Source organism: Neisseria sp. Marseille-Q2251 (genome assembly GCF_940793045.1).
Lineage (GTDB): Bacteria > Pseudomonadota > Gammaproteobacteria > Burkholderiales > Neisseriaceae > Neisseria.
In genome coordinates this window covers 1-25243 of record NZ_CALNWV010000004.1, presented here as the reverse complement: position 1 = coordinate 25243, position 25243 = coordinate 1, and the positions used below count along the sequence as shown (strand labels likewise).

Genomic DNA, 25243 nt, shown 5'->3' with positions numbered 1-25243 from the left:
AGAGGCCGTCTGATTATTGTGCTTTTGGCTTGTCGGTTCGTGCATATAGTGGATTAACTTTAAACCAGTACGGCGTTGCCTCGCCTTGCCGTACTATCTGTACTGTCCGCGGCTTCGTCGCCTTGTCCTGATTTAAATTTAATCCACTATACTTGAAACTGGTTTTTCAGACGACCTTCGATACTTGATAGGTCGTCTGAAAAACCAATCTTTCGATTGGTTGTGGAAGAAAGCCACTGTTGTCCTTGCATCAGCCGGAACAGCAGTGGCTTTTTTCTATTTCTATGCCGAGATGACTGGATTAGTAGCCGCCTTTACCTGCAGATGCTGCGGAAGCAGGCGCTGCTGCGGAAGATGCAGGGGCAGCCGGAGCTGAAGCGGCAGGGGCTGAAGCGGCACCGCTACCTGCATAGGCTTTGTCTTCCAGTTTTTTGGTCATGATTTCAGGGTTTTCTGCGCCCTCTACTTTCAATTGACCCAACGCGCCTTTGTTGAACGCACGGAAGAGAGAGTGGTCAACCACAGTATAGCTGCCCGGGATGTCGGCTTTAAATTCGACAATCGCTGCGCCACCGGCAGGAATCAGGGTACTTTGTACGTTTTCGTTGATCAGTTTGCCGGCTTCTACGTAAACTTTGTCGAAGATCTCACCGATAACGTGGAAGGAAGAAACGAGGTTCGGACCACCGTTACCAACGTACATACGGACGGTTTCGCCTGCTTTGGCTTTCAGGGCGTTGTCGCCGGCGATAGCGCCTACGTGACCGTTAAATACAACGTATTCAGGTTGTTCGGCGATGGCTTTGTCCATATCGAACGGTTGCAGACCTTGCGCACCTTTTTTACCTTTGGTGTAGAAGTCGCCTTGTACGATGTAGAACTCTTTGTCCACTTTAGGCAGGCCTTCTTTAGGTTCAACCAAGATCAGACCGTACATACCGTTGGCGATGTGCATACCGACAGGGGCAACGGCACAGTGGTAGATATACAGACCGGGTTGCAGGGCTTTGAAGCTGAATGTAGAAGTACGGCCCGGAGCAGTGAAGCTGGCTTCTGCACCACCGCCTGGACCGGTAGCAGCGTGGAAGTCAACGTTGTGGGGGACGGTAGAAGACGGGTTGTTAGAGAATTCGACTTCTACGGTATCGCCTTCGCGTACGCGGATCATGCGGCCCGGAACGTCGCCGTTAAATGTCCAGTAGTGGTATTCCACGCCATCATCCATTTTCATGGTTTTTTCGACGGTTTCCATTTTCACGCGGACACGTGCAGGATGGTCGCGGTCGATGGCAGGCGGAACTTCAGGAGCGTGGGTAGTTACCGCGTCGATAACAGGCAGCTCGGCAGCAGGAGTTTCGGCAGCAGCTTGAGCACCGGAAGCAGGAGCCTCAGAAGCTGCAGGAGCGGAAGCGGAAGCGGTTTGCTCGGCAGGTTTTTGGGCAGCTTGCTCACCACAGGCGGCTAAAGCAAAAACTGAAGCAATGATTGCAGCTAAAGCTTGGCGTTTCATAGTTGTCATTTCCTTTAATAACTATTTTAAGAAGGTCAGGGTATATTTTTTCAACCTTTGTCGTCCGCGGCATACCGCTTTCGGCTCTTTCAAACTGCCTTATTCCGGGTCGTCTGAAAGGCATCTCTTGTGAACTTTTGTAGGATTATGTAGGTGGTTTTACCGCTATATCTTGACCTAAATCAATTAATTCATCAAAGATGAACTTTTACTACCCATTTTACTACTTAATAACTAGATAAAACTACATCAAATCATCTATTATTGCTCACATGTTTTATCCAATTCTTTACAAAAATGCCACCGTATTTTTGATAATAGGAATTATTATTGACTATATATCTGTTTTTTAAAGATTGTTGTTAAGAGAATATTTCTTTTGCCTGAAAAGAGTGCTACAATCTTTAACATTCATATAGTATGAATTTATAAGCAACCACTTTTTACCAAAATAAGGAGTTCTGAAATGGGACAGTACAAGAAGCTATGGTACTTGCTGTTTGCCGTCCTGGCAGTCTGCTTTACCATTCTTGGCTACATGGGCAGCGAGGTTTATAAAAAAGCCCCGCCTTATCCTGAGAGAGTCGTTTCGGCATCAGGCACTCAGCTGATGACCAAAGACGATATTTTGGCAGGTCAATCAGCCTGGCAAACCACCGGCGGTATGGAAGTCGGTTCCGTATTGGGACACGGCGCATACCAGGCTCCGGACTGGACAGCCGACTGGCTGCACCGCGAGCTTGTCGCATGGTTGGATTTGACTGCGCAAGAGACTTACGGCAAAAAATTCAACGAAGTTTCTCCTGAAGAACAAGCCGTACTGAAAACCCGCCTTGCCGACGAATACCGCAACCAAAGCCGTATTAAAGAAGACGGCAGCGTCGTCATCAGCGATACCCGTGTCAAAGCCATTGAGAGCATCCTGCCTTACTACCACGGCGTATACAGCGATGATCCCGCCCTTCAGACGACCCGCGAACACTTCGCAATGAAAAACAACACATTGCCAAGTAAAGAAGCGCGTGAAAAACTGTTCAACTTCTTCTTCTGGACTTCATGGTCTGCCTCGACCAACCGTCCTGACGAAACTTTCACCTACACCAACAACTGGCCGCACGAGCCTCTGATCAACAACGTACCGACTACTGAAAACTACATGTGGTCGTTCACCAGCGTTGTATTGCTCTTGATGGGTATCGGCCTGCTGATGTGGGGTTACTCCTTCCTGACCAAACACGAAGAAGTAGAAGTTCCGACTGAAGACCCGATTTCCAAAGTACAGCTGACTCCTTCCCAAAAAGCATTGGGCAAATACGTCTTCCTGACAGTCGCCCTGTTTGTGGTACAAGTGTTGCTGGGCGGTCTGACCGCGCACTACACCGTCGAAGGTCAAGGTTTCTACGGCATCGACGAAGCACTGGGCTTCGAAATGTCCGACTGGTTCCCCTACGCATTGACCCGTACTTGGCACATCCAATCCGCCATCTTCTGGATTGCAACCGGCTTCCTGACAGCAGGTCTGTTCTTGGCTCCGATTGTGAACGGCGGCAAAGATCCCAAGTTCCAACGTGCCGGCGTAAACTTCCTCTATATCGCCCTGTTCATCGTAGTCGGCGGTTCTTATGCAGGTAACTTCTTCGCCCTGACCCACATCATTCGCCCCGATCTCAACTTCTGGTTCGGACACCAAGGTTACGAATACCTCGATTTGGGCCGTTTCTGGCAACTCCTGCTGATGGTCGGTCTGCTGTTGTGGCTGTTCCTGATGCTGCGCTGCACCATCTCCGCCTTTAAAGAAAAAGGCGTGGACAAAAACCTGCTGGCAATCTTCGTTGCCTCTATGGTCGGTGTCGGCGTGTTCTACGCGCCCGGTCTGTTCTACGGCGAAAAATCCCCGATTGCCGTGATGGAATACTGGCGCTGGTGGGTAGTTCACCTGTGGGTAGAAGGCTTCTTCGAAGTATTTGCTACCGCAGCCTTTGCCTTCATCTTCTACAACATGGGCTTCGTCCGTCGCAGTACCGCTACCGCATCCACTCTGGCTGCCGCCGCCATCTTCATGTTGGGCGGTATCCCGGGTACGCTGCACCACCTGTACTTCTCCGGTTCTACCTCCGCCTCTATGGCAATCGGTGCCTGCTTCTCCGCATTGGAAGTCGTACCGCTGGTATTGCTGGGCCGTGAAGCTTACGAACACTGGTCTTACCAACACCTGTCCGAATGGGCGAAACGCCTGCGTTGGCCGCTGATGTGCTTCGTAGCAGTTGCCTTCTGGAACATGATCGGTGCCGGCGTATTCGGCTTCCTGATTAACCCGCCGATTTCCCTGTTCTACATCCAAGGTCTGAACACTACCGCAGTTCACGCACACGCAGCCTTGTTCGGTGTATACGGCTTCTTGGCACTGGGCTTCGTATTACTGGTTGCCCGCTACCTGAAACCAAACGCACATTTCGACGACAAACTCATGACTTGGGGCTTCTGGCTGCTCAACGGCGGCTTGGTCGGCATGATCGCCATCAGCCTGCTGCCTGTCGGCGCGATTCAAGCATACGCCTCCATCACTCATGGCCTGTGGTATGCCCGTAGCGAAGAATTCCTGCAAATGGAAATCCTCGACACCCTGCGCTGGGTACGCACAGCAGCCGACTTGATCTTCATCGGCGGTGCAGTCTGCGTAGCCATCCAAGCAACCAAAATCGTATTCAGCCGCGATAAATAAATCCTAGCTTGAATGCAATCAAAAGGTCGTCTGAAATTTTCAGACGACCTTTTTTGATGCCTGCCTACTTTCATTTCAGCAACAGCCCTCCCCGTTTAACAGCCATACGCACAGAATACCCCCTCTTTACCCATCTATCCCTACCCTCCTCCAACGAATTGAATCCCTACACATCCCAAGACAGCCACCCGCCCCGTTTTTCCTATTTTTCAGACGACCCCAATACCGTTTAGAAAACAAGGTCGTCTGAAACTGGAAACAGACAAAACCCAGACAACAAAAAACCGCACATCAAAGCGCGGTCGGTTCTAAAACGGTTTTTGTCGGAACGGAAAGCGAAGAGCTTTTCAGACGACCTCTGAACATTTGGAGGTCGTCTGAAAAATAAAATCAATCAATAGCGGTAATCAGGGTGACGGGAACAACCTGAATATTTAATAGCACATTTATCAGAATATCGTCCGCATTCATCCAATGCTTTTTGCTCTGCCTTTTCAACATAATCGTCATTTATCACAGCAAACCCACTACGACTTTCCTTATTTCTATCAGGACCAACAGCAAAAGCGACACATACATTGCGATATTGGCTCATCCGACGACAGCCTTTGCCATCGCTTCTCGTTACAGGATTTTCACCTCCGCCTGCCTTAATACAGTTTGCTAAAGCTTCTTTATTAGCTGATTCTTCACTTTTTGTATTATTTTCAGAATATCCAACCGCTTTATTAACAGGATTAAAATAAATCGCACCCCAACGGTTCGGCACTTTATACACCCGTCGAGAAGACGAACTGCCACCTCCCCAACCGCACGCGCTGCCATCGACAGTTTGGCAATAACCGTCAGTCGGATTCCCTCCCAAAGGGTTGCCCAAGACGGTAAAACTATTCAAAGCCAACAACACCAAAAATATCTTCTTCATCTTTATACCTCTTAATCTTTTCCGCTATTCGTTTCTCTCAAAACCCTGCCGTATAACTCGGCACCGCTTTCGTTCCTATCGATGCAAAATAAGTTTTCAGACGACCTCTGAATATTTAGGGTCGTCTGAAAATTCATTTAGTAACGAAGGTAGTCAGGATGGCGAGAACAGCCTGAATAGCGGATGGTGCATTTAAATGATTGCCCTGCCTCACATGCAGAAATCGCTTTTTGTTCCGCATCAGACAATAATGTAGCGTTCTTTGCCGCAGCCCTATATTTTTCGCCACTGCTGCCTAATGCGATCGCTCCACACCTATTCTGAAATTCAGTCATTAAGCTACAGCCTTCTCCATTGCGATCCAATGGATCCTTAACACCTCCTGCCTTAATACAATTTGCCAATGCCTCTTTATTGGCTGAACGGTAGCCTTTGGTATTGTTTTCAGAATAACCTATTGCTTGATTTGCAGCATTGTAATAAATCGCCCCCCAACGGCTCGGGATATTAATTACCCTACCTCCCTGTTCCATCGGTCGGTTATTACCCGCACATCCCGGCAAATCAGGATGATAGACACAAGGATTGCTCATTTCATTTGCGTTAGCGAAACTGCTTAAAATCATGGCAGCCGCTAATAATATATGCTTCATCGGTTTATTCCTTATTTTTGAACGTATAGTGGATTAAATTTAAACCAGTACGGCGTTGCCTCGCCTTGCCGTACTATCTGTACTGTCTGCGGCTTCGTCGCCTTGTCCTGATTTAAATTTAATCCACTATAAATCATATTCTTACTTTACCCTGTTCCCTAAGCAACCCAGTCAAAATCAGACGGATCGTTTCTTCTTTATCGTCTATCGCCACACAATAAAGTTTCAGACGACCCCTAAGCCTTCAGGGGTCGTCTGAAAAAACAAATCAATCGACAATGCTGCCGTATTGCTTTGTGAAGCTTACAAAACGCCTTGATGGGCGGTATCGTGTCCCAAAGCGGTCAGGAATTGCGACATGCTGTATGTTTCGCCTGAGGCGGCAAACTTGAACGCGTCTACGGTATCGCCGCCATCTGAGGAGTGGACGGCATCCAAGACGGTCAGGGTGTCGCCGCTGCCTTTGAGTTTGAGCACCCAGTTCTCTTTGTTGTTTCCTGCTTTATTGATTTCCAAATCGATGTCTTTCAGCGTCAGATTGCCTGAGAACAATACGGTATTGTCCTCGCCGCTTGCGTTCAGCGACAATTTGTCATGCCCGCTGCCTTTGCCGAAGGTAATCGTATTGGAATAGCTGCTGACGGAAATGGTGTCATTGCCTGCGCCGGCATCAATGGTGCTGTCGTGTCCGACTTTGACGGTATCGTCGCCGCTGCCGCCGATAAAGGTGGTTTTGCCGCCGTAGTTGCCTGAAACACTGACGGTGTCGCCGTTGTCGGTGCCGTGGATAATGCGGTTGGAACCTTCGTACAGTCGTTGGTCAAAGGTATCGCTGTCGTCATTCAGGTATTGAATAATCGTGCCGTCTTTGCGGACATGGGATACTTTCAAACCGAAATGTTCGATGATTTGTTCCGTGCTGTATGTGCCGTTGTCGAATTGGAACTCGGATATGGCGCCTTGCGAACCCATTTGGTTTTTAATCGTCAATACGTCATTGCTGCCTTTGATGGAAACGGTCCATGTGTTGCCGTTCAGACGGGGGTTGATGGTGTAGTCAAACGGATCGGGCGTGTAGTCGATGCCGGTTTTGTCGTAGCCCGGGGTCACGGAAATATTCAAGTCATCCAATGTCAAGCCGCCGGTGAATTTTACGGCGTTGCTGATGGAGGTGGGATTGAATTCTTCGTCGATATCGAAACCGAAGTCGAAAATGGTGTCGTGTCCGTATCCTTTGCCGAAGACATAGGTATCGCGCCCGTCTCCGCCTTCCAGATAATCGTCGCCCGCGCCGCCGTCGAGGTAATCGGCTCCGACCCGCGCATACAGTTTGTCATTGCCGTTTCCGCCGTACAGTTTGTCGTCTGAAGACCATTCGTTGCCCCAGTAGGTCGTGCCTTCGTCTCGGATAATGTCGTCGCCGTCCATGCCGTAGATCACGTCCCTGCCGTCTGTGCCGGAGCTTAATTCGTCATTAAACTTGCTGCCGACAATCACATCGTCGTTCGGTGTGCCTTCATTTTTGATGCCTTGGTCGGCTTTTCCGGTGTTGACGGCTTTGAGCAGGGTTTCGGCTGTATAGTTTTCGCCGAGGAATTGGAATTGGTTGATGGAAATATGTCCTTGGGCGTCAACTTGGTTTTGAATGGTTGCCGAGCCGTTGGCGGATGTGATTTCCCAGTTTTTGCTGCCGTCGGCATTGTCGATGACGTTTACTTTGATGTCGCTGACACGGAGGTCGTCTGAAAACTTCAGGGTATTGTTGCCTTGATTGTCGATAATCGTATCGTCGCTGCCGTAAATATAGGTGTCGTTGCCTGTTCCGCCTTTCAACATATCTTTGCCTGCTCCTCCGATTAAAGTGTCGTCGCCTGCGTCGCCGTTGATGGTGTCGTTGCCATCGCCGCCGTCCAAATAGTCATTGCCGTCGCCGCCGTTAATGTTGTCGTTGCCGCCCATGCCGTAAACGGTATCGTTGCCGCGGCCGCTATTGAGTCGGTTGTGTCCGTCGTTGCCGGTCAGGGTGTTATTGCTGTTGTTGCCTGCCGCGTAGATATTGGCGTTGCCGGTCAGGGTAACGTTTTCAACGTGGGTTGAGGCGGTATAAGAAACGCTGCTGATCACGGTATCATTGCCTTCGCCACTATTCTCAACGACAACATCTTTTGCGTTATCTACATAGTAGGTATCGTCTCCGATGCCGCCGCGCATCATGTCCGCGCCTGCTTTGCCGTCGATGACGTCGTTGCCGACGGTACCGTTCAGCGCGTCGTTTCCATCCGTGCCTTCAATACGTTCGCCTGCATTGTCGCGTATTTCTACTTGCGCTTGGGTGGCTTTGATGAATTGGTTGAGGTTTAATGTGCCGTTTGCGAAAACAAACCTTTGGACGGAAGGCATATTGCTGCCTTCTTGGTATTGATTGGAAATGGTCAGGACGGATTGGGTGTGTTTCACTGCGATACGCCAGTCCTGTCCGCCTTCTGCATTGCGCACGGCGGTAACCGTCAGATCGTCTGCGCTGAGACCGTCTAAAAAGCGGATGCTGTTGCTGCCTTGGCGGTCAATTACTGTATCTTTGCCGCTTTTTTCGCCGAACAAATAGGTATCGTTGCCTTCACCCCCTTGCAATACGTCGTTTCCTGCCGCGCCATCCAAGATATCGTTGCCTTCATCGCCGAACAGTTGGTCGTCGCCGTCTCCCCCGTTGATGTTGTCGTGACCTGCGCCCCCGTAAACCGTATCATTGCCGCGCCCGCTGTACAGGCGGTTGTTACCGCTGTTGCCGACCAATACGTTGTCTGAATTGTTGCCCGCGCCATAAATATTATCCGAACCGGTCAAAACCAAGTTTTCGACATTGTCCGGCAAGGTGTAGCTGACATTGCTATAAACGGTATCCTGTCCTTCATTTGTCTTTTCCACAATGTTGTCTGCGGTATGGGTAACATAATAGACATCATTGTTTTTTGTTCCTTGGGAGACCTTGGGTTCAGACGACCTTTCCAAAGACGCAGAGTGTGCGACAGATTCTTCAGAAACGATAGTGCGAAAGACTTGTTTTGCATCCATGATATTATTTTTTCCGTGAGTTGACGGTTGCCTATCCGGGGAGATGGGATAAATAACCAGATTGGGGGTATCGTAATTTATTGATTGCATCATTTCACGCAGTCGAACTGCGTGGCTTCCTTAGACTGCTTTAACCTCAACAAGTTCTAACTCTTTCTCAAAACATTATTTAATCGGAATTTATATTTTAATTGATTAATTTGTTTATCATTTATACCAAATTGAATTCAAACCAAGATTAAGCGTTGGCCAACGCCGCACTGCGCCAATCCAATCCGCTATAAAACGAAAAGGTCGTCTGAAAACCTGATGGATGAGGTTTTCAGACGACCTTTTATTGACAACGGGAAATTACAGCGAGCGGGCGACTTCGACTATGTCGAAGCATTCCAGTTGGTCGCCTTCCATAATTTCGTTGTAGCCTTTGATCATCAAGCCGCACTCGAAGCCCATGCGAACTTCTTTGACATCGTCTTTGTAGCGTTTCAAAGAAGACAGTTCGCCGGTGTGGATGACCACGTTGTTGCGGATGAGGCGGATATGGGAATCACGTTTGACCACGCCGTCGGTAACCATACAGCCTGCGATGTTGCCGACTTTGGATACGCTGATGACCTGACGGATTTCGACCATACCGGTAACCTGCTCTTTCTCTTCCGGCGCCAGCATGCCGCTCATGGCTGCTTTGACGTCGTCAATGGCATCGTAAATGATGTTGTAGTAGCGGATTTCCACGTTTTCATTTTCGGCAAGTTTGCGCGAAGAAGCGTCTGCACGCACGTTAAAGCCGATGATGAACGCGCCTGAAGCGATGGCAAGGTTGACGTCCGATTCGGTAATACCGCCCACGCCGCTGTGCAATACGTTCACTTTCACTTCGTCTGTGGACAGTTTTTTCAGGCTGCCCGCCAAAGCTTCGTAAGAACCTTGTACGTCTGCTTTGATGATGACCGACAAGGATTGGGCTTGGTTTTCGCCCATGTTGTTGAACATATTTTCCAGCTTCGCCGCCTGCTGTTTGGCAAGGCGCACGTCGCGGTATTTGCCTTGGCGGAAGAGCGCGATTTCGCGGGCTTTTTTCTCGTCTGCCAACACCATTGCGTCTTCGCCGGCATTCGGCACGTCGGACAAGCCGAGGATTTCGACCGGAATGGACGGGCCGGCTTCGTTGACGGCTTTACCGTTTTCATCGACCATCGCGCGGATTTTACCGAACGCGGTGCCGGCAAGCAGCATATCGCCTTTTTTCAGCGTACCGCTTTGCACCAAGAGGGTGGCGACCGCGCCGCGGCCTTTGTCCAAACGTGCCTCAACGATGATGCCTTTGGCGGGTGCATCGACAGGGGCGGTCAGTTCCAAAACTTCGGCTTCAAGCAATACGGCTTCGAGCAACGCGTCGATATTGATGCCTTTTTTGGCGGAAACGTCGATAAATTGTACATCGCCGCCCCATTCGTCCGGCACGACTTCGTGTGCGGTCAACTCTTGGCGGATGCGCTCGGGGTTGGCAGCTTCTTTATCGATTTTGTTGACGGCAACCACCATCGGTACGCCCGCTGCTTTAGCGTGGGCAATGGCTTCGATGGTTTGCGGCATCACGCCGTCGTCAGCTGCGACCACGAGAATCACGATGTCGGTTGCTTTCGCACCGCGCGCGCGCATGGCGGTAAACGCTTCGTGACCCGGGGTATCTAAGAAGGTAATCACGCCGCGCGGGGTTTCAACGTGGTATGCGCCGATGTGCTGGGTAATGCCACCCGCTTCGCCTTGTACCACTTTGGCGCGGCGGATGTAGTCCAACAGCGAGGTTTTACCGTGGTCGACGTGACCCATGACGGTAACCACCGGCGGACGTGGCAGCGCTTCGGCTTCCACAGCTTCCACGCCTTCATCCAAGAATGCTTCGGGATCGTCGGCGGCGGCAGGTTTGCCGATGTGGCCGAGTTCTTCCACCACAATCAGGGCGGTGTCTTGGTCGATGGATTGGTTGATGGTGACCATCATGCCCATTTTCATCAGGGCTTTGACCACTTCCACGCCTTTGACTGCCATTTTGTGCGCCAAATCGGCAACGGTAATGGTTTCAGGAACCAAGACTTCGTGTACGACAGGTTCGGTCGGCGCTTGGAAGGCGTGTTGGTTCGGCTCGAGTTTGAGTTTCTTACCTTTTTTACCGCTGCGTACGCGCTCGTCGTCGCCGTTGCGCGCATTGCGGTCGCGTCCGCCTTTACCGCCTTTGCCTTTGGCGTTTCGGCCTTGGTTGTCATCGTCGCGGTTGTGGCGGTCTTCTTTTTTCGCACGGGCAGGATTAGCGGCTTTGCCTTCTGCGGGCGCGGCTTTGGCTTTTTCGGCAGGCTTGCGCTGCTCGGCAGCTTTGGCTTCGGCTGCGGGCTTGGCTTGCTGATCCGCCTGTTGTTTCATGGCTTCGCGGCGCGCCTGACGCTCTTGTTTTTCTTTCAACAAGGCTTCTTGATGGGCGCGTAAAGCGGCGGCGCGGCGTGCTTCTTCGTCGCGTTGCGCTTGCTCTTCCGCGCTGACCACAGGTTGCGGAGCGGCAGGGGCAGCGGGTTTGGCTGCTTTTTTCGCGTCTTTGCCTTTATTGCCTTTGTCTTGTTTAGGCTTGGCTTTGCCTTCGGCAGGTTTTTCAGACGACCTTTGGGCAGGTTTGTCTTCAGCCTGAACTGCTTGTGCAGCAGGTTCTGCCGGTTTGTCGTCGGCTTTGCTTTCAGCTGCTTTCACTTCGGCAGGTTTTTCAGCCGCTTCAACAGGTTTTGCTTCTTCCGCTTTGGCTTTCGGCTCGGCTTTTGCCGCTTTGGCAGCCTTCAACTTCGCAGCTTCCGCTTCGGCTTTCGCACGCGCTTCGGCACGGGCGGCGGCCTCAGCTTCGGCTTTTGCCTGTTCTGTGGCTTGGTCTTTCGCTTCTGTCTGCTCGGCTTTTTGCGCTTCAGCTACTGCTTTGGCTTTAGCTTCGGCGGCAAGCTCTTCCGGCGAAGGAATCGTTACGGAACGGCCGCGTTTGCGTTCGACTTTGACGCCGCTGACAGTGCTGACTTCGGTTTTTTTGCGGCGGATGCTGATGGTTCCGCCGTCATTGCCGTTTTTCTTTTTCAGATAGGCGTTCAGCAGTTGTTTGTCGTCCAGCGTCAGGGAATCGCTGCCGCTGTTTTTATTGACGCCGGCTTCTTTCAGTTGTTTCAGCAAATCATCGACGGGGCGTTTCAGTTCGGCGGCAAATTGTTCTACGGTTGTGTTACTCATCTGTACCCCCATTAGTTCTCTTCAGTAAACCAGTGTTCGCGGGCGGCAAGAATCACTTTTTTCGCCGCTTCTTCATCTACACCGGTTATTTCAATCAGTTCGTCAACGGCCAGTTCCGCCAGATCGTCGCGGGTGGTTACGCCGGCTTCCGCCAGTTTGCGGAGCATATCGGAATCTACGCCGTCCAGATTGCGCATGTCGTCTGAAACTTCTTCCAGCTTCTCTTCGGACGCAATCGCCATGGTCAGAATCGCATCGCGCGCGCGGTTGCGCAGGGTTTCGACGATTTCTTCGTCAAAGCCTTCGATGGCGAGCAATTCGGCAGCCGGAACGTAAGCAACTTCTTCCAGCGTGGCAAAACCTTCTTCTACCAAAATATCGGCGGTTTCGTCGTCGATGTTCAGATGCGTGGTGAAGAGGTCGCGGATGGCTGCGTCTTCGGCAGCAGTGCGTTCGTCCGCTTCTTCGACAGTCATGATGTTCAACTGCCAACCTGTCAAATCAGATGCCAAGCGCACGTTTTGACCGCCGCGGCCGATAGCAAGCGCAAGCTGGTCTTCGGCGACAATCACGTCAACCGCGTGTTTGTCTTCGTCAATCACGATACGGCTGACTTCGGCAGGAGACAGTGCGTTCATCACGAACTCGGCAGTTTCAGACGACCACAGCACCACATCAATGCGCTCGCCTGCCAATTCGTTGCTGACGGCGTTCACACGGGAGCCGCGCACGCCGATACAAGTGCCTTGCGGATCGATGCGTTGGTCGTTGGCTTTGACCGCCACTTTCGCACGTTGGCCCGGATCGCGCGCCACTTCGCGGATTTCCAACAAACCGTCTGCAATTTCAGGTACTTCCATTTCGTACAGTTTTGCGAGGAAATCGCCCGAAGTACGGCTGAGGATGACTTGTTTGCGGCCAGTGTTGCCGATTTCGTCCACACGCAAAAACAGCGCGCGGATACGGTCGCCGCCGCGGAAGTTTTCACGCGGAATCATTTGTTCGCGCGGAATCAGCGCGTCCAGCTTGCCCGGAACGACTTCGACGATGATGCCGTGGCGCTCTACGCGTTTTACCGTACCTGAAACGATGTCTTCCTTAACGGCCAAGAATTCGTTCAGATTTTGCTCGCGCTCGGCATCGCGGATGCGTTGCAGGATGATTTGTTTGGCAGTTTGCGCGGCTTGGCGGCCAAAGCCTTCGTTCGGCAGCGTTTCTTCGTAGTAGTCGCCGATTTGAATGTCGGTACCCGGAATTTCTTCTTGGATTTCTTCGATGGTTTTTTCCAGGTCGGGATAGGTGTAATCCTCGTCGGCAACAATCAGCCAGCGGCGGTAAGTATGGTATTCGCCGGTATCGCGGTCGATTTCGACGCGCACGTCCATATGCTCGCGGTCGGCTTTTTTCTTGGCTGCGGTAGAAAGAGCAAATTCCAATGCTTGGAATACCACTTCCGCTTCAACGTTTTTCTCGCTTGCCAACGCTTCGGCAAGTTGCAACATTTCGCGACTCATTTTTTAGAATCTCCAATATCAAGTTTTAAAATTTAAATTCGGGGCGCAGGCGGGCTTTATCGATATTATCCAAGCCGATTTGCGCGGTTTTGCCGTCGAAAGAGAGCGTTACGGTATCGTTTTCACAACCCTCGATGCGGCCGATAAAATTCTTTTGTCCGTCAACCGGCAGGCGGGTTTTGATTTTTGCCTGTTGTCCTGCAAAGCGCACGAAATCGGCGGCTTTTTTCAGAGGCCGGTCAAGACCGGGGCTGGAAATTTCCAGATTTTTATAATCGATGTCTTCCACCATGAACACGCGGCTCAAATGATTGCTGACAGTCGCGCAGTCTTCGACGGTGATACCGCCTTCCTTATCGATGAACACGCGCAGCGTGCCTTGCGCAGTCAGCTCGAAATCGACCAGTTCGTAGCCCAAACCCGGCAGGGTTTTTTCGAGAATTGTTTGAATATCCATGAATCTCCCGGAGTACATAAACAAAAAAATGGCCCCGTGGCCATTTTTCGTCAAAATTGAAAAATTGGCTTATTATAACCGCTTTCCACTCAAAAGAAAAGCGTTGATTTATCGCGGCTTTTTTCAGACGACCTCATAGAATGGATACGCCTGGCAGCATAAAACCAAGCTTAAAATTGTTGACAAAAACGGTCGTCTGAAAAATCGCCATTAAACCTTACCCATTGATAATAATCATTTTATTTCCAATCTTTCTTTTTCAGACGACCCCATTTTCCTGCCATACGGCTTGCACGAAGCACGCCGTCATTCTAAAATCCAAAGCTGTTATCATCGAAACAAAAAGGCCTCGCCATGTCCGCCCGCCCCATCTACAACTTTTCCGCAGGTCCCGCCGTCCTGCCCGAAGCCGTATTGCGTACCGCACAACAAGAAATGCTCGACTACAACGGCACAGGCTTCCCCGTCATGGCGATGAGCCACCGCTCGGAAATGTTTCTCAGCATCCTCCATCATGCCGAACAAGACCTGCGCACGCTGCTGAACATTCCTTCCAACTACAAAATCCTGTTCCTGCAAGGCGGCGCGACCACGCAATTCAACATGGTCGCCATGAACCTGGCGCATGGCTTTCCGTCTGCCGACGCAGTGGTAACGGGCAACTGGAGCCGCATTGCTTACGAACAAATGAGCCGCCTGACCGATGCCGAAATCCGACTGGCGGCACACGGCGGCGAACAATTCGACTACACCGCCCTGCCGCCCGTCGAAACTTGGGACATAGACAAAAACTCCGCCTTCGTCCACTTCGCCATCAACGAAACCGTCAACGGTCTGCAATACCAAACCGTTCCCAAACTTTCAGACGACCTGCCGCCACTCGTTTGCGATATGTCCAGCGAAATCCTCTCGCGCGAATTTGACGTTTCCGACTACGGGCTGATTTACGCGGGCGCACAAAAAAATATCGGTCCTGCCGGCACAACCGTCGTCATCACCCGAGAAGACCTGCTCGACCGCTGCCCCGACAGCATTCCCGACGTTTTCAACTACCGTTCCCACATCAACCGCGACGGCATGTACAACACCCCGTCAACCTACGCCATTTATATGTCAGGTTTAGTGTTCCGCTGGCTGCTGACACAAGGCGGCGTGAAGAAAATCGAAGCCGTCAACAACATCAAAGCCCAAACGCTTTACGACGCCATCGACAACAGCGGCGGCTTCTACATCAACCGAATCCGCCCCGATGCCCGCTCCAAAATGAACGTCGTCTTCCAAACCGCCTCCGCCGAACTCGACCGCCGCTTCGTCCTCGAAGCCGAACTGCAAGGCCTGTGCCTGCTCAAAGGCTACAAAACCGTCGGCGGTATGCGCGCCAGCATTTACAACGCCATGCCGCTCGAAGGCGTACAGGCTTTGGCGGACTTTATGAGCGATTTCCAGCGGCGTTACGGATAAGACAAAATGCGCCTTTAAAAGCACAGCCGATTCAACACAAATCTCAAGCGCGGATGAATGCGTACCGTAATCAGGTATAGTGGATTAAATTTAAATCAGGACAAGGCGACGAAGCCGCAGACAGTACAGATAGTACGGCAAGGCAACGCCGTACTGGTTTAAAGTTAATCCACTATAAATCAACGATATTCTGTTAACGCCTATTTCTTGCAAAAACCCAAAAGGTCGTCTGAAAACTTGAAATCAAGATCTTCAGACGACCTTTCTTTATCTGGCGCGGCAAATGTTTGCCCAACTTAGCCAAAGTTACCGCCGAAACCTACATCCCGCCATAATTCGGTCCACTCGCACCTTCTGGGCAAATCCAAGTGATGTTTTGCGTCGGGTCTTTGATGTCGCACGTTTTGCAGTGAACGCAGTTGGCGGCGTTGATTTGCAGGCGCGGACTGTCGTTTTCTTCGACGATTTCATACACACCGGCCGGACAATAGCGCGTTTCGGGCGAGGCGTATTCTTTGTAGTTCACGTCTATCATCGTTTGCGGATTTTTCAGCACCAAATGGTCGGGCTGGTTTTCTTCGTGCGCAAGATTGGCGAGGAAGACGCTGCTTAAGCGGTCGAAGGTCAACACGCCGTCGGGTTTCGGATAATCAATCGGCTTGCACGCGGCGGCTTTTTTGAGTTGCTCGTTGTCTTTGCCGTGATGTTTCAAGGTCCACGGGGCCTTGCCTCTGAAAATCATCTGGTCAATGCCGGTATAGATTGAGCCGAGGTAAACGCCCCATTTGAATGACGGACGGACGTTACGCGCGGCGTAAAGCTCTTGATACAGCCAGCTTTGTTCAAAACGTTGCTGATAATCCGCCGCCTCTTTGCCGTTGTTGAAGTTTTCCACTTCTTCAAGGTTTTCCAACAAGGGGAACACGGCTTCGGCGGCGAGCATGGCGGATTTCATCGCGGTATGAATGCCTTTGATGCGCGGCATATTGAGGAAACCCGCCGCATCGCCGATTAAAACGCCGCCTTTGAACGAGAGCTTCGGCAGGCTTTGCAAACCGCCTTCAATCAGCGAACGCGCGCCATAAGCGATGCGGCGGCCGCCTTCGAAGGTTTTGCGGATTTCGGGATGGGTTTTGAAGCGTTGGAACTCTTCAAACGGCGACAGATAAGGATTTTGATAATCCAAACCGACCACGAAACCGACGGCGACTTTGTTGTCGTCGAAATGGTAAACAAACGCGCCGCCGTAGGTTTTGCTGTCCAGCGGCCAGCCCGCGCTGTGCACCACCAAGCCGGGCTGATGTTTTTCAGACGACACTTCCCAAATCTCTTTGATGCCCAAGCCGTAAGTTTGCGGCTGGCTGTTTTGGTCGAGTTGGAAACGTTCGATGACTTGTTTGGAAAGCGAACCGCGGCAACCTTCGGCAAACAGGGTTTGCTGCGCCCAAAGCTCCATGCCGGGCTGGAAACTGTCGGTCGGCTCGCCGTCTTTACCCACGCCCATATTGCCGGTTGCAATGCCTTTAACCGAACCGTCTTCGTGATACAGCACTTCGGCGGCGGCGAAGCCCGGATAGATTTCCACGCCCATATTTTCTGCCTGCTCCGCCAACCAGCGCACGACTTCGCCCAAGCTGACGATATAGTTGCCATGATTGTCGAAATTAGGGGTAATAGGCAGATTGAACGCTTTTTTCTCCGTCAGGAACAACACTTTGTCCTGCGTTACCGCGCGCGTCAGCGGCGCGCCTTTCTTTTTCCAGTCGGGAATCAACTCATTCAGCGCAATCGGATCAATGACCGCGCCCGCCAGCGAATGCGCGCCCGCTTCCGAACCCTTCTCCACCACGCAAACGCTGATTTCGCGCCCGTTTTGTTCGGCAAGCTGCTTGAGTTTGATGGCGGCGGACAAACCCGACGGGCCTGCGCCGACAATCACGACATCGTATTGCATACTGTCGCGGGTGATGGATTCTGTCATGGCGGTTCCTGTATATTTATTATTGAATTGCAAACCTGTAATTATACAACGGGAACATATAGTTACCAAATACAACAAAGGTCGTCTGAAAACCTGATTTTCGGTTTTCAGACGACCTTTTGATCTTTGCTGTTATTTGGTTTTAAACCAGGCAAACCACACCAACACAATCACAAAACCGAAATAGGCGATGCTCCAGTACGGCAAAGCAATGCCCAGCAGATAGTCTGGCACAGCACAATCGCCAAAGCCGCGCACAATCGGTTCAAACCAGTCAAACAGCGGCCAATCCTTCAAACGGAAAGTCCACGGCGCACCGCAGGACGGCGCACTGCCCGGCGGCAGGCTTTGCAGCCACAATTGATAGGCCGCAACACCCGCGCCATAAACCGCAGGCACACTGACCAACAAGGCGCTGAACAGTCTGCCAATCTTAGAAGCCTGACGGAAAAAGGCTGCCGTCAAAGCCACCAATCCGACCGCCAAAACCGACAAGCGCTGCAAAATACATAAAACGCAAGGGTCCATTCCTAAAACATATTGCGAGACGAACGAACCGCAGGCAGCCAAGATCGATAAGACAACCAGAAAAAAGATGGTTTTTCTAAAAAAATTCATAACCTTAAACTTTCCAATTATTCAGACGACCTTTTTATTCATTTCAAAACAACTGCCGTATCAAATGCGCATCGGCATAACGATGTATTTGAAGTTCGGGTTGTTCGGTACGGTAAACAAGGTCGAGCGGTTGGCATCGCCGAAGGCGAGCTGCATATCGTCGGAATGGATGTTGCGCAATACATCCATCAGATAGCCGATGTTGAAGCCGACTTCGAGTTCGCCGCCTTGGTAGGCGATTTCGAGTTCTTCGCGGGCTTCTTCCTGCTCGTTGTTGCTGCACACGACGCTCAAGAGGCCGGGTTGCAGGAACAGGCGCGCGCCGCGGAATTTTTCGTTGGCAAGGATGGCGGCACGTTCAAGCGCGCCCAAAAGTTGGGTACGGGAAACGAGGAAGATTTTGTCGTTGTCCAGCGGGATGACGCGGTTGAAGTCGGGGAATTTGCCGTCGATGACTTTGCTGACGATGGTCGTGCCGTTGCATTGGAAGCGCACTTGGTTGTTGAGCAGTTCGACGCTGATGGGTTCGGACGGGTTGTTCAGCAGTTTGAAGAGTTCCAAAACGGTTTTGCGTGGCAGGATGACTTCGGTTTTGGGCAATTCGGCTTCGATTTGGCTGGCGGCGTAGGCAAGGCGGTGGCCGTCGGTGGCGACGAGGCGCAGTTGGTTGCCTTCAACCTGCATCAGCAAGCCGTTGAGATAGTAGCGGATGTCTTGCACTGCCATGCTGTATTGGACTTGCGAAAGCATGGTTTTGAAAGTCTCCTGCGACAGGGAAAACGCTGCGCTGATGTCTTCGCCGACGCTCATCAGCGGGAAGTCTTCGGCAGGCAGGGTTTGCAGGGCGAAGCGTGATTTGCCTGCACGCAGGGTCAGACGGTTGTCCGCCCAGTCGAGCGAAACGATGGCGCTGTCGGGCAAGGCGCGCAGGATATCTTGGAATTTTTTGGCGTTGGTGGTAATGCGGAAGTCGCCCGCCTGACTTTCCGGACCGGCTGTGTTGATTTGGATTTCCAAGTCGGTCGCCAGAAGTTTGGTTTGACCGTCTTTGCTTTCGAGCAGGACGTTAGAGAGGATGGGCAGGGTATGGCGGCGTTCGACGATACCGGTAACGGCTTGCAGCGGCTTGAGCAGACTGTCGCGGTCGGCTTGTAAAATCAGCATGGTCAATTCCTTTTGAATCGGTTATTTCGGGTGTTTTTAAATCGGGTTCGGCGGACGAGATGGTTGATTCGCCGCCGTTAAAATCAAAGTGTATTTGTGTTTTCAGACGACCTTTTAAGAGATAGGTCGTCTGAAAGCCGGTTCTGGCTCAATTTTGAATCAGAATCAGGAGTTTTTCGTAATCTTGTGCCAACTCGGGATCTTCTTCGCGCAGTTTTGCGACGGCTTTCACGCCGTGCATGACGGTCGTGTGGTCGCGTCCGCCGAACGCGTCGCCGATGGACGGCAGACTGAGGGTGGTCAGCTCTTTGGTCAGGCTCATGGCGACCTGACGCGGACGGGCAATGTTGCGCGTGCGCTTTTTGCCAAGTATATCGCTGATTTTAATGCGGTAATATTTGGCAGTCGCGTCGATAATGGTGTCGGCGGTAATGATTTTGTGTTTTTCGGCGATAATGTCCTGCAAAGCCGTGCGCGCCAAATCCATGTCGATGACGGGGCGGTTCATGAAGCGGCTGCTGGCGCTGACGCGGTTGAACGCGCCTTCCAGTTCGCGCACGTTGGAACGAATCAGGTTGGCAACAAACAATGCGGCTTCGTCTTCAATGCTGATGCCTGCCGCTTCTGCCTTTTTCTGCAAAATCGCCACGCGCATTTCCAGCTCGGGCGGCTCGAGTTCCAAAGTCAAACCCCATGAAAAACGCGATTTGAGGCGGTCGTCCATGCCTTCGATTTTGGCAGGCAATACGTCGCAAGTGAGGATGAGCTGTTTTTTCTCGTTATGGAAATGGTTGTACAGATAGAAGAATTCTTCCATCGTACGGTCTTTGCCTTTGATGAACTGGATGTCGTCGATAATCAACAGGTCGTATTGTTTGTATTGCTGCTTGAACACATCGTAAGTATTGTTGCGCACCGCCTTCATAAAGCTGCGGATATAGTCGTCTGAATGCATATAGCGCACTTTGGCGTCAGGACGGTTTTTCAGCAGTTCGTTGCCGATGGCCTGCACCAAGTGGGTTTTACCCAAACCCGTGCTGCCGTACAGGAAAAACGGGTTGTAGCCCTGCCCCGGGTTCTCTGCAATGGCTTGGGCGGCAGCGGCGGCAAGGCGGTTGCCCTTACCTTCTACTAAAGTATCGAATGTATAGTCGCGCGACAGATTGGTCTGTTCGTAACGCGCTTCTTCCGCATCGCGTTGCGCTTCCGTTTTGGCTTTGGCAACGGCTTTGGATTCTGCGGGCGCGGCGGCAGGCTGCTTGTTTTCGTGCGGCAGGTTTTTCATGCGCTGCGCCAAAATATCCGCCGCTGTTTTCGCAACGGAAGGTCTGTCTGAGTTTTCAGACGACGTCCCGTCCGAAAAAGATTCTTGCGCGTCCACTTTCGGCATTTCTTCCGTCAACGCGGCTTGTTCAGGCGCAACCGTCCCTGCATTTTCCGCCATTTCATAATGCTGCCCCACGCCCGCCTTAAACGCAAAAGCCGCCTGCAGCGGAGCCAATTCCGCGCGCACCACTTCGATTTTGGCAGCAAACTGACTTTTAAGCATATTACAGGCAAACTGGTTTTTACCGTAAACCACCCACACGCCGTTTTCCTCGCCCACGGTCAAGGGCGCAATCCATTGCGCGAACTGCCCGGCAGGCAAAATATCGTGAAGTCGGCGGAGGCACTGCGGCCAAAATTCTGCTAGCGTCATGAATAAGCTCGAGTCGTGGAAATCGTTGGAAAGAAACAGAGAGAAACCGTCGGAAATTGCAGCCTTTGAAAATGCGGTTTCAGCCCGACGGGAAAAGTGTCGCAAATACCGCACAAACCCTATCCGCCAAACCAAACGTCGTCTGAAAATACAATTAAACTATTTTTGGAAAATCATCACGATAAATCCATATCAACATTTTCAGACGACCTATCGCCCGACAAAGGGACAGGGATTGCCGATTATACCCACTCCGACCAACTTTATCCACAACCCGCCGGAAATTTTATCCACAAAGCGCCGCGCAAATCCGCAAACCGAACCACCCCGCGCGCCATATCCATTTACTCAACCGAGATTGACAAAAGATGAAAATTAGAGTGTAATTCACGATTTATTTATCTACCGATTTTTTAGGAAACATCATGAAACGCACTTATCAACCTTCCGTTACCAAACGCAAACGCACCCACGGCTTCCTGGTTCGCTCCAAAACCCGCGGTGGTCGCGCAGTATTGGCAGCCCGTCGCGCCAAAGGCCGCAAACGCTTGGCAGTGTAATTTTGGACTACCGCTTCGGAAAGCAGTACCGCTTATTAAAAACGGATGATTTTTCATCCGTTTTTGCGTTCAAAAACCGGCGCAGCCGCGATTTGCTGCAAGTCTCCCAATCTGCCGACAACGGATTGAACCATCCGCGGCTCGGCTTGGTCGTCAGCAAAAAAACAGCGAAACGCGCACATGAGCGCAACTATATGAAGCGCGTCATCCGCGACTGGTTCAGACTGAACAAAAACAGCCTGCCACCACATGATTTCGTCGTACGCGTCCGTCTGGCATTCAATCGGCAAAACGCTGCCGAAGCCCGAAACCAATTGGCGCAACTCATGTGCAAACGCTGATGAACACCCTGTTGTCCAAATTCATCCTCGCGCTGATCCGTTTTTACCAATACGCTATCAGCCCGCTGATACCGCCGCGCTGCCGCTATACCCCGACCTGTTCGCAATATGCGGTCGAGGCAGTCAAAAAATACGGCGCATTCAAAGGCGGCTGGCTTGCCGTCAAACGCATCGCCCGCTGCCACCCTTTCGGCGGACACGGACACGACCCCGTCCCGTAATCCAAATCATTCGGATAACTTGATTTCCTTTAATTTCCCGTCGGTTTCTATATAATGCCGTCTGAAGCAGTTTTCATCTCCATTACATACCCGTCAATTCCAGGAATCTCTTATGGATTTTAAAAGACTAGTGGCATTTTTTGCCATCTCGCTGGCAATCTTTGCCGGCTGGGAACATTTCTTCCCCAGCCCCAAACCCGATCCGGCACAACAAGCCGCGCAGCAACAGCAACAGCAGCAAACCGCCGCAACCGCTGCCGCTGAAGCCGCACTCGCCCCCGCAACGCCGATTACCGTAACGACCGACACGGTCAAAGCCGTCATCGACGAAAAAAGCGGCGACCTGCGTCAAATGACCCTGCTCAAATACAAAGCAAATGGCGACGAAAACAAAGCATTCACCCTGTTTAACGACAGTAAAGAATACACCTACGTTGCCCAGTCCGAGCTTTTGGATGCACAAGGCAACAACATCCTCAAAGGCGTCAACTTTACCGCAGCGCAAAAAGAATACGGCCTCAACGGCGACAAAGTCGAAGTCCGCCTGAGCGCGCCTGAAACAAACGGACTGAAAATCGACAAAGTCTATACTTTCACCAAAGACAGTTACCTCGTCAACGTCCGTTTCGACATCACCAACACCAGCGGCAAGCCCGCCAACCTGAGCGCGGACTACCGCATCGTACGCGACCACAGCGAACCTGAAGGTCAAGGCTACTTTACCCGCTCTTTCGTCGGCCCCGTCGTTTACACTCCTGAAGACAAATTCCAAAAAGTCAGCTTCTCCGACTTGGACGACGATGCCAAATCAGGCAAAAACGAAGCCGAATACGCCCGCAAAACCCAAACCGGCTGGCTCGGCATGATTGAACACCACTTCATGTCCACCTGGATCCTCCAACCCAAAGGCGGACAAAGCGTTTGCGCCGCAGGCGACTGCCGTATCGACATCAAACGCCGCAACGACAACCTGTACAGCACCAGCGTCAGCGTTCCCCTTGCCGCTATCCAAAACGGTGCGAAATCTGAAGCCTCCATCAACCTCTACGCCGGCCCGCAGACCACATCCGTTATCGCCAATATCGCTGACAACCTGCAACTGGCAAAAGACTACGGCAAAGTACACTGGTTCGCCTCCCCCCTCTTCTGGCTCCTGAACCAACTGCACAACATTATCGGCAACTGGGGCTGGGCAATCGTCGTTTTGACCATCATCGTCAAAGCCGTACTCTACCCGCTGACCAACGCATCCTACCGCTCGATGGCAAAAATGCGCGCCGCCGCGCCCAAACTGCAAGCCATCAAAGAAAAATACGGCGACGACCGTATGGCGCAACAGCAAGCCATGATGCAGCTTTACAAAGACGAAAAAATCAACCCGCTGGGCGGCTGTCTGCCCATGCTGTTGCAAATCCCCGTCTTCATCGGCTTGTACTGGGCATTGTTCGCCTCCGTAGAATTGCGTCAGGCACCTTGGCTGGGCTGGATTACCGACCTTAGCCGCTCCGACCCCTACTACATCCTGCCCGTGATTATGGCGGTAACGATGTTTGCCCAAACATTCCTCAACCCGCCGCCGACCGACCCGATGCAGGCAAAAATGATGAAAGTCATGCCGCTGGTTTTCTCAGCCATGTTCTTCTTCTTCCCCGCCGGTCTGGTATTGTACTGGGTAGTCAACAACCTCCTGACCATCGCCCAACAATGGCACATCAACCGCAGCATCGACAAACAACGCGCCCAAGGCGAAGTGGTTTCCTAACAGCGGTTTGACACACTAAAAAGGTCGTCTGAAAACTTAATTTCAGACGACCTTTTCTATTAGAATACCGATGGTTTGTCGGCTTCGACTTAACTCGACTACACTGTCAGGCTTGATTCGATAGGCAAAATTTAAACCCCGGCGGAGCAGCCTGATACACGCATTAAGAAAATATAGTGGATTAACTTTAAACCAGTACGGCGTTACCTCGCCTTGCCGTACTATCTGTACTGTCTGCGGCTTCGTCGCTTTGTCCTGATTTGAATTTAATCCACTATAATTTTCAAAGTATCAAATCAATCCATTATTTTTTAAAGGGCATCATCATGCGGACGTCTTTACATATGCTCAAAAGAGGCATGTTTAACTTAATCGAAGGCGACTTCATCAGCCGATACGCGCAGGCTTATGGCGAATGGTCGGATTTGGAAGTCCGTTTTCTTCTAAACAATCTTCGTGCCGACAGCAATGTCGTCGAAGTCGGCTCAAATATTGGTATGTACGCAATTCCCATCGCCCGACATATCGAGCGCGGCAAACTATTCTGTTTCGAGCCGCAGCGGGTGATTTTCCAAACTCTGTGTGCCAATATATCACTCAACAGTCTGACCAATGTTTACGCCTATCAAGAAGGCGTGGGCGATGAAAACGCTTGGCTGGAGATTCCCTCTTCAGATTATGAAACAGAGTGGAATTACGGTAGTTTTTCTTTGGACAAGGGTTTTGACACCGAATCCAGCTTTGACGGTATCCGCTACAACGAAACCATACGCCTTACTGCATTAGACCGACATCCCGAGCTTCAAAAACTCAATGCGCTGGATTTACTGAAAATCGATGCGGAAGGCTTTGAAAGCCATGTACTCAACGGCGCAAAACGCCTGATTGAACAGCATAAACCAATCATTTTTGCAGAGGCTCAGCCTGACAACTGCCTCGATTTAATCCGCCATTTTGAGCGTATGGATTATCGTTGCTATTGGTTTGCTTCCCACCGCTATCAGGAAGACAACTTCTTCCGCCGCCCCGAAAGCCTATCGGGCGTAGATCTCAATTGTAGAAACTAGTAGCGTTGTTTACAGTATTTCCAGGAGAATACTGAAACATGAACATGCACAAAAACACCCGTCTCACCCCACACCACCGCCAAGCCATTTGGCTGGCCTACACGCAGGGGAAGGAAAGCGTCACCTCCCTAGCACGCCGCTACCAAGTCAGCCGCGTCACCATTTACCGCGCACTTAAAGCCGCAAGAGGCAGACTGCTCAAACCCCAAACCAGTACCAACAACCGTTTCAAACAGGCAAAGTACGGAATGAAACGCC

The 25243-nt window shown here is 51.5% G+C and carries 21 protein-coding genes and 2 pseudogenes; 10 read left to right on the top strand and 13 right to left on the bottom strand.

Going from position 1 to position 25243, the window contains the following annotated elements; all coding sequences use genetic code 11:
• Window positions 1-43 precede the first annotated feature (43 nt).
• Both AAG834_RS13765 and nirK read right to left on the bottom strand, forming a co-directional pair.
• Window positions 44-154: pseudogene (locus tag AAG834_RS13765) on the bottom strand (IS5/IS1182 family transposase); the annotation flags it as partial.
• A 147-nt stretch (window positions 155-301) separates the two neighbouring features.
• On the bottom strand, window positions 302-1510 hold the full coding sequence (gene nirK / locus AAG834_RS02790; protein WP_070540484.1) for a copper-containing nitrite reductase: 1209 nt from the start codon (window positions 1508-1510) through the stop codon (window positions 302-304).
• Window positions 1511-1976: 466 nt separating this feature from the next.
• Between nirK and AAG834_RS02785 the strand changes: the two genes are divergently transcribed.
• Window positions 1977-4232: a nitric-oxide reductase large subunit gene (locus AAG834_RS02785; protein ID WP_045072703.1), complete on the top strand. Its 2256-nt coding sequence runs from the start codon at window positions 1977-1979 to the stop codon at window positions 4230-4232.
• Window positions 4233-4240: 8 nt separating this feature from the next.
• Window positions 4241-4465, top strand: coding sequence for a hypothetical protein (locus tag AAG834_RS02780; protein WP_156798107.1), 225 nt, complete (start codon window positions 4241-4243; stop codon window positions 4463-4465).
• Between the two features lie 161 nt (window positions 4466-4626).
• Here the strand turns inward: AAG834_RS02780 and AAG834_RS02775 are convergent, their stop codons facing one another.
• The 7 genes and pseudogenes from AAG834_RS02775 to rimP all read right to left on the bottom strand — a co-directional run bounded on the left by AAG834_RS02775 (window position 4627) and on the right by rimP (window position 14111).
• A complete protein-coding gene (locus AAG834_RS02775; protein WP_342031179.1) occupies window positions 4627-5157 on the bottom strand; it encodes a DUF4189 domain-containing protein in 531 nt (176 codons plus the stop codon).
• Between the two features lie 137 nt (window positions 5158-5294).
• A complete protein-coding gene (locus AAG834_RS02770; protein ID WP_342031178.1) occupies window positions 5295-5810 on the bottom strand; it encodes a DUF4189 domain-containing protein in 516 nt (171 codons plus the stop codon).
• A 20-nt stretch (window positions 5811-5830) separates the two neighbouring features.
• Window positions 5831-5941, bottom strand: a pseudogene (locus AAG834_RS13760) (IS5/IS1182 family transposase); the annotation flags it as partial.
• 172 nt (window positions 5942-6113) lie between these two features.
• Complete coding sequence (locus tag AAG834_RS02765) at window positions 6114-8882, bottom strand: calcium-binding protein (protein WP_342031177.1); 2769 nt, start codon at window positions 8880-8882, stop codon at window positions 6114-6116.
• 351 nt (window positions 8883-9233) lie between these two features.
• On the bottom strand, window positions 9234-12140 hold the full coding sequence (gene infB, locus AAG834_RS02760) for a translation initiation factor IF-2 (protein WP_147611951.1): 2907 nt from the start codon (window positions 12138-12140) through the stop codon (window positions 9234-9236).
• An 11-nt stretch (window positions 12141-12151) separates the two neighbouring features.
• The gene (gene nusA / locus AAG834_RS02755) at window positions 12152-13654 is read right to left on the bottom strand and encodes a transcription termination factor NusA (RefSeq protein WP_342031176.1); all 1503 of its coding nucleotides are present in this window, start codon (window positions 13652-13654) and stop codon (window positions 12152-12154) included.
• Window positions 13655-13679: 25 nt separating this feature from the next.
• The gene (gene rimP / locus AAG834_RS02750; protein ID WP_003741871.1) at window positions 13680-14111 is read right to left on the bottom strand and encodes a ribosome maturation factor RimP; all 432 of its coding nucleotides are present in this window, start codon (window positions 14109-14111) and stop codon (window positions 13680-13682) included.
• A 354-nt stretch (window positions 14112-14465) separates the two neighbouring features.
• Here rimP and serC point away from each other — a divergent pair, with 354 nt between their 5' ends.
• Window positions 14466-15572, top strand: coding sequence for a phosphoserine transaminase (gene serC, locus AAG834_RS02745; protein ID WP_003777063.1), 1107 nt, complete (start codon window positions 14466-14468; stop codon window positions 15570-15572).
• Window positions 15573-15891: 319 nt separating this feature from the next.
• Here serC and AAG834_RS02740 read toward each other — a convergent pair whose 3' ends face one another.
• From AAG834_RS02740 to dnaA, 4 genes are all read right to left on the bottom strand, one after another.
• Window positions 15892-17553, bottom strand: coding sequence for an electron transfer flavoprotein-ubiquinone oxidoreductase (locus tag AAG834_RS02740; RefSeq protein ID WP_342031175.1), 1662 nt, complete (start codon window positions 17551-17553; stop codon window positions 15892-15894).
• A 132-nt stretch (window positions 17554-17685) separates the two neighbouring features.
• On the bottom strand, window positions 17686-18171 hold the full coding sequence (locus AAG834_RS02735; protein WP_009312333.1) for a disulfide bond formation protein B: 486 nt from the start codon (window positions 18169-18171) through the stop codon (window positions 17686-17688).
• Between the two features lie 60 nt (window positions 18172-18231).
• Window positions 18232-19335, bottom strand: a complete 1104-nt coding sequence (gene dnaN / locus AAG834_RS02730; protein ID WP_003758101.1) for a DNA polymerase III subunit beta — start codon at window positions 19333-19335, stop codon at window positions 18232-18234.
• A 148-nt stretch (window positions 19336-19483) separates the two neighbouring features.
• The gene (gene dnaA, locus AAG834_RS02725; protein ID WP_342031174.1) at window positions 19484-21034 is read right to left on the bottom strand and encodes a chromosomal replication initiator protein DnaA; all 1551 of its coding nucleotides are present in this window, start codon (window positions 21032-21034) and stop codon (window positions 19484-19486) included.
• On the opposite strand from dnaA, the gene AAG834_RS02720 reads away from it, so the two are divergent.
• From AAG834_RS02720 to AAG834_RS02685, 7 genes are all read left to right on the top strand, one after another.
• Entirely contained in the window at window positions 21033-21413 is a 381-nt protein-coding gene (locus tag AAG834_RS02720) for a hypothetical protein (RefSeq protein ID WP_342031173.1), read from the top strand. The two genes, dnaA and AAG834_RS02720, sit on opposite strands and share 2 nt — an antisense overlap.
• Window positions 21414-21459: 46 nt before the next feature.
• Entirely contained in the window at window positions 21460-21594 is a 135-nt protein-coding gene (rpmH, locus tag AAG834_RS02715) for a 50S ribosomal protein L34 (RefSeq protein ID WP_002214728.1), read from the top strand.
• A gap of 2 nt (window positions 21595-21596) precedes the next feature.
• On the top strand, window positions 21597-21935 hold the full coding sequence (rnpA, locus tag AAG834_RS02710) for a ribonuclease P protein component (protein ID WP_070514073.1): 339 nt from the start codon (window positions 21597-21599) through the stop codon (window positions 21933-21935).
• The gene (yidD, locus tag AAG834_RS02705; protein ID WP_003741200.1) at window positions 21935-22156 is read left to right on the top strand and encodes a membrane protein insertion efficiency factor YidD; all 222 of its coding nucleotides are present in this window, start codon (window positions 21935-21937) and stop codon (window positions 22154-22156) included. The genes rnpA and yidD overlap by 1 nt, the downstream gene beginning before the upstream one ends.
• A gap of 112 nt (window positions 22157-22268) precedes the next feature.
• The gene (yidC, locus tag AAG834_RS02700) at window positions 22269-23918 is read left to right on the top strand and encodes a membrane protein insertase YidC (RefSeq protein ID WP_342031172.1); all 1650 of its coding nucleotides are present in this window, start codon (window positions 22269-22271) and stop codon (window positions 23916-23918) included.
• A gap of 359 nt (window positions 23919-24277) precedes the next feature.
• Window positions 24278-24985, top strand: a complete 708-nt coding sequence (locus tag AAG834_RS02690; RefSeq protein ID WP_342031171.1) for an FkbM family methyltransferase — start codon at window positions 24278-24280, stop codon at window positions 24983-24985.
• 38 nt (window positions 24986-25023) lie between these two features.
• On the top strand, window positions 25024-25243 hold a 220-nt coding region (locus AAG834_RS02685), incomplete at its 3' end, for a helix-turn-helix domain-containing protein (RefSeq protein WP_342031170.1).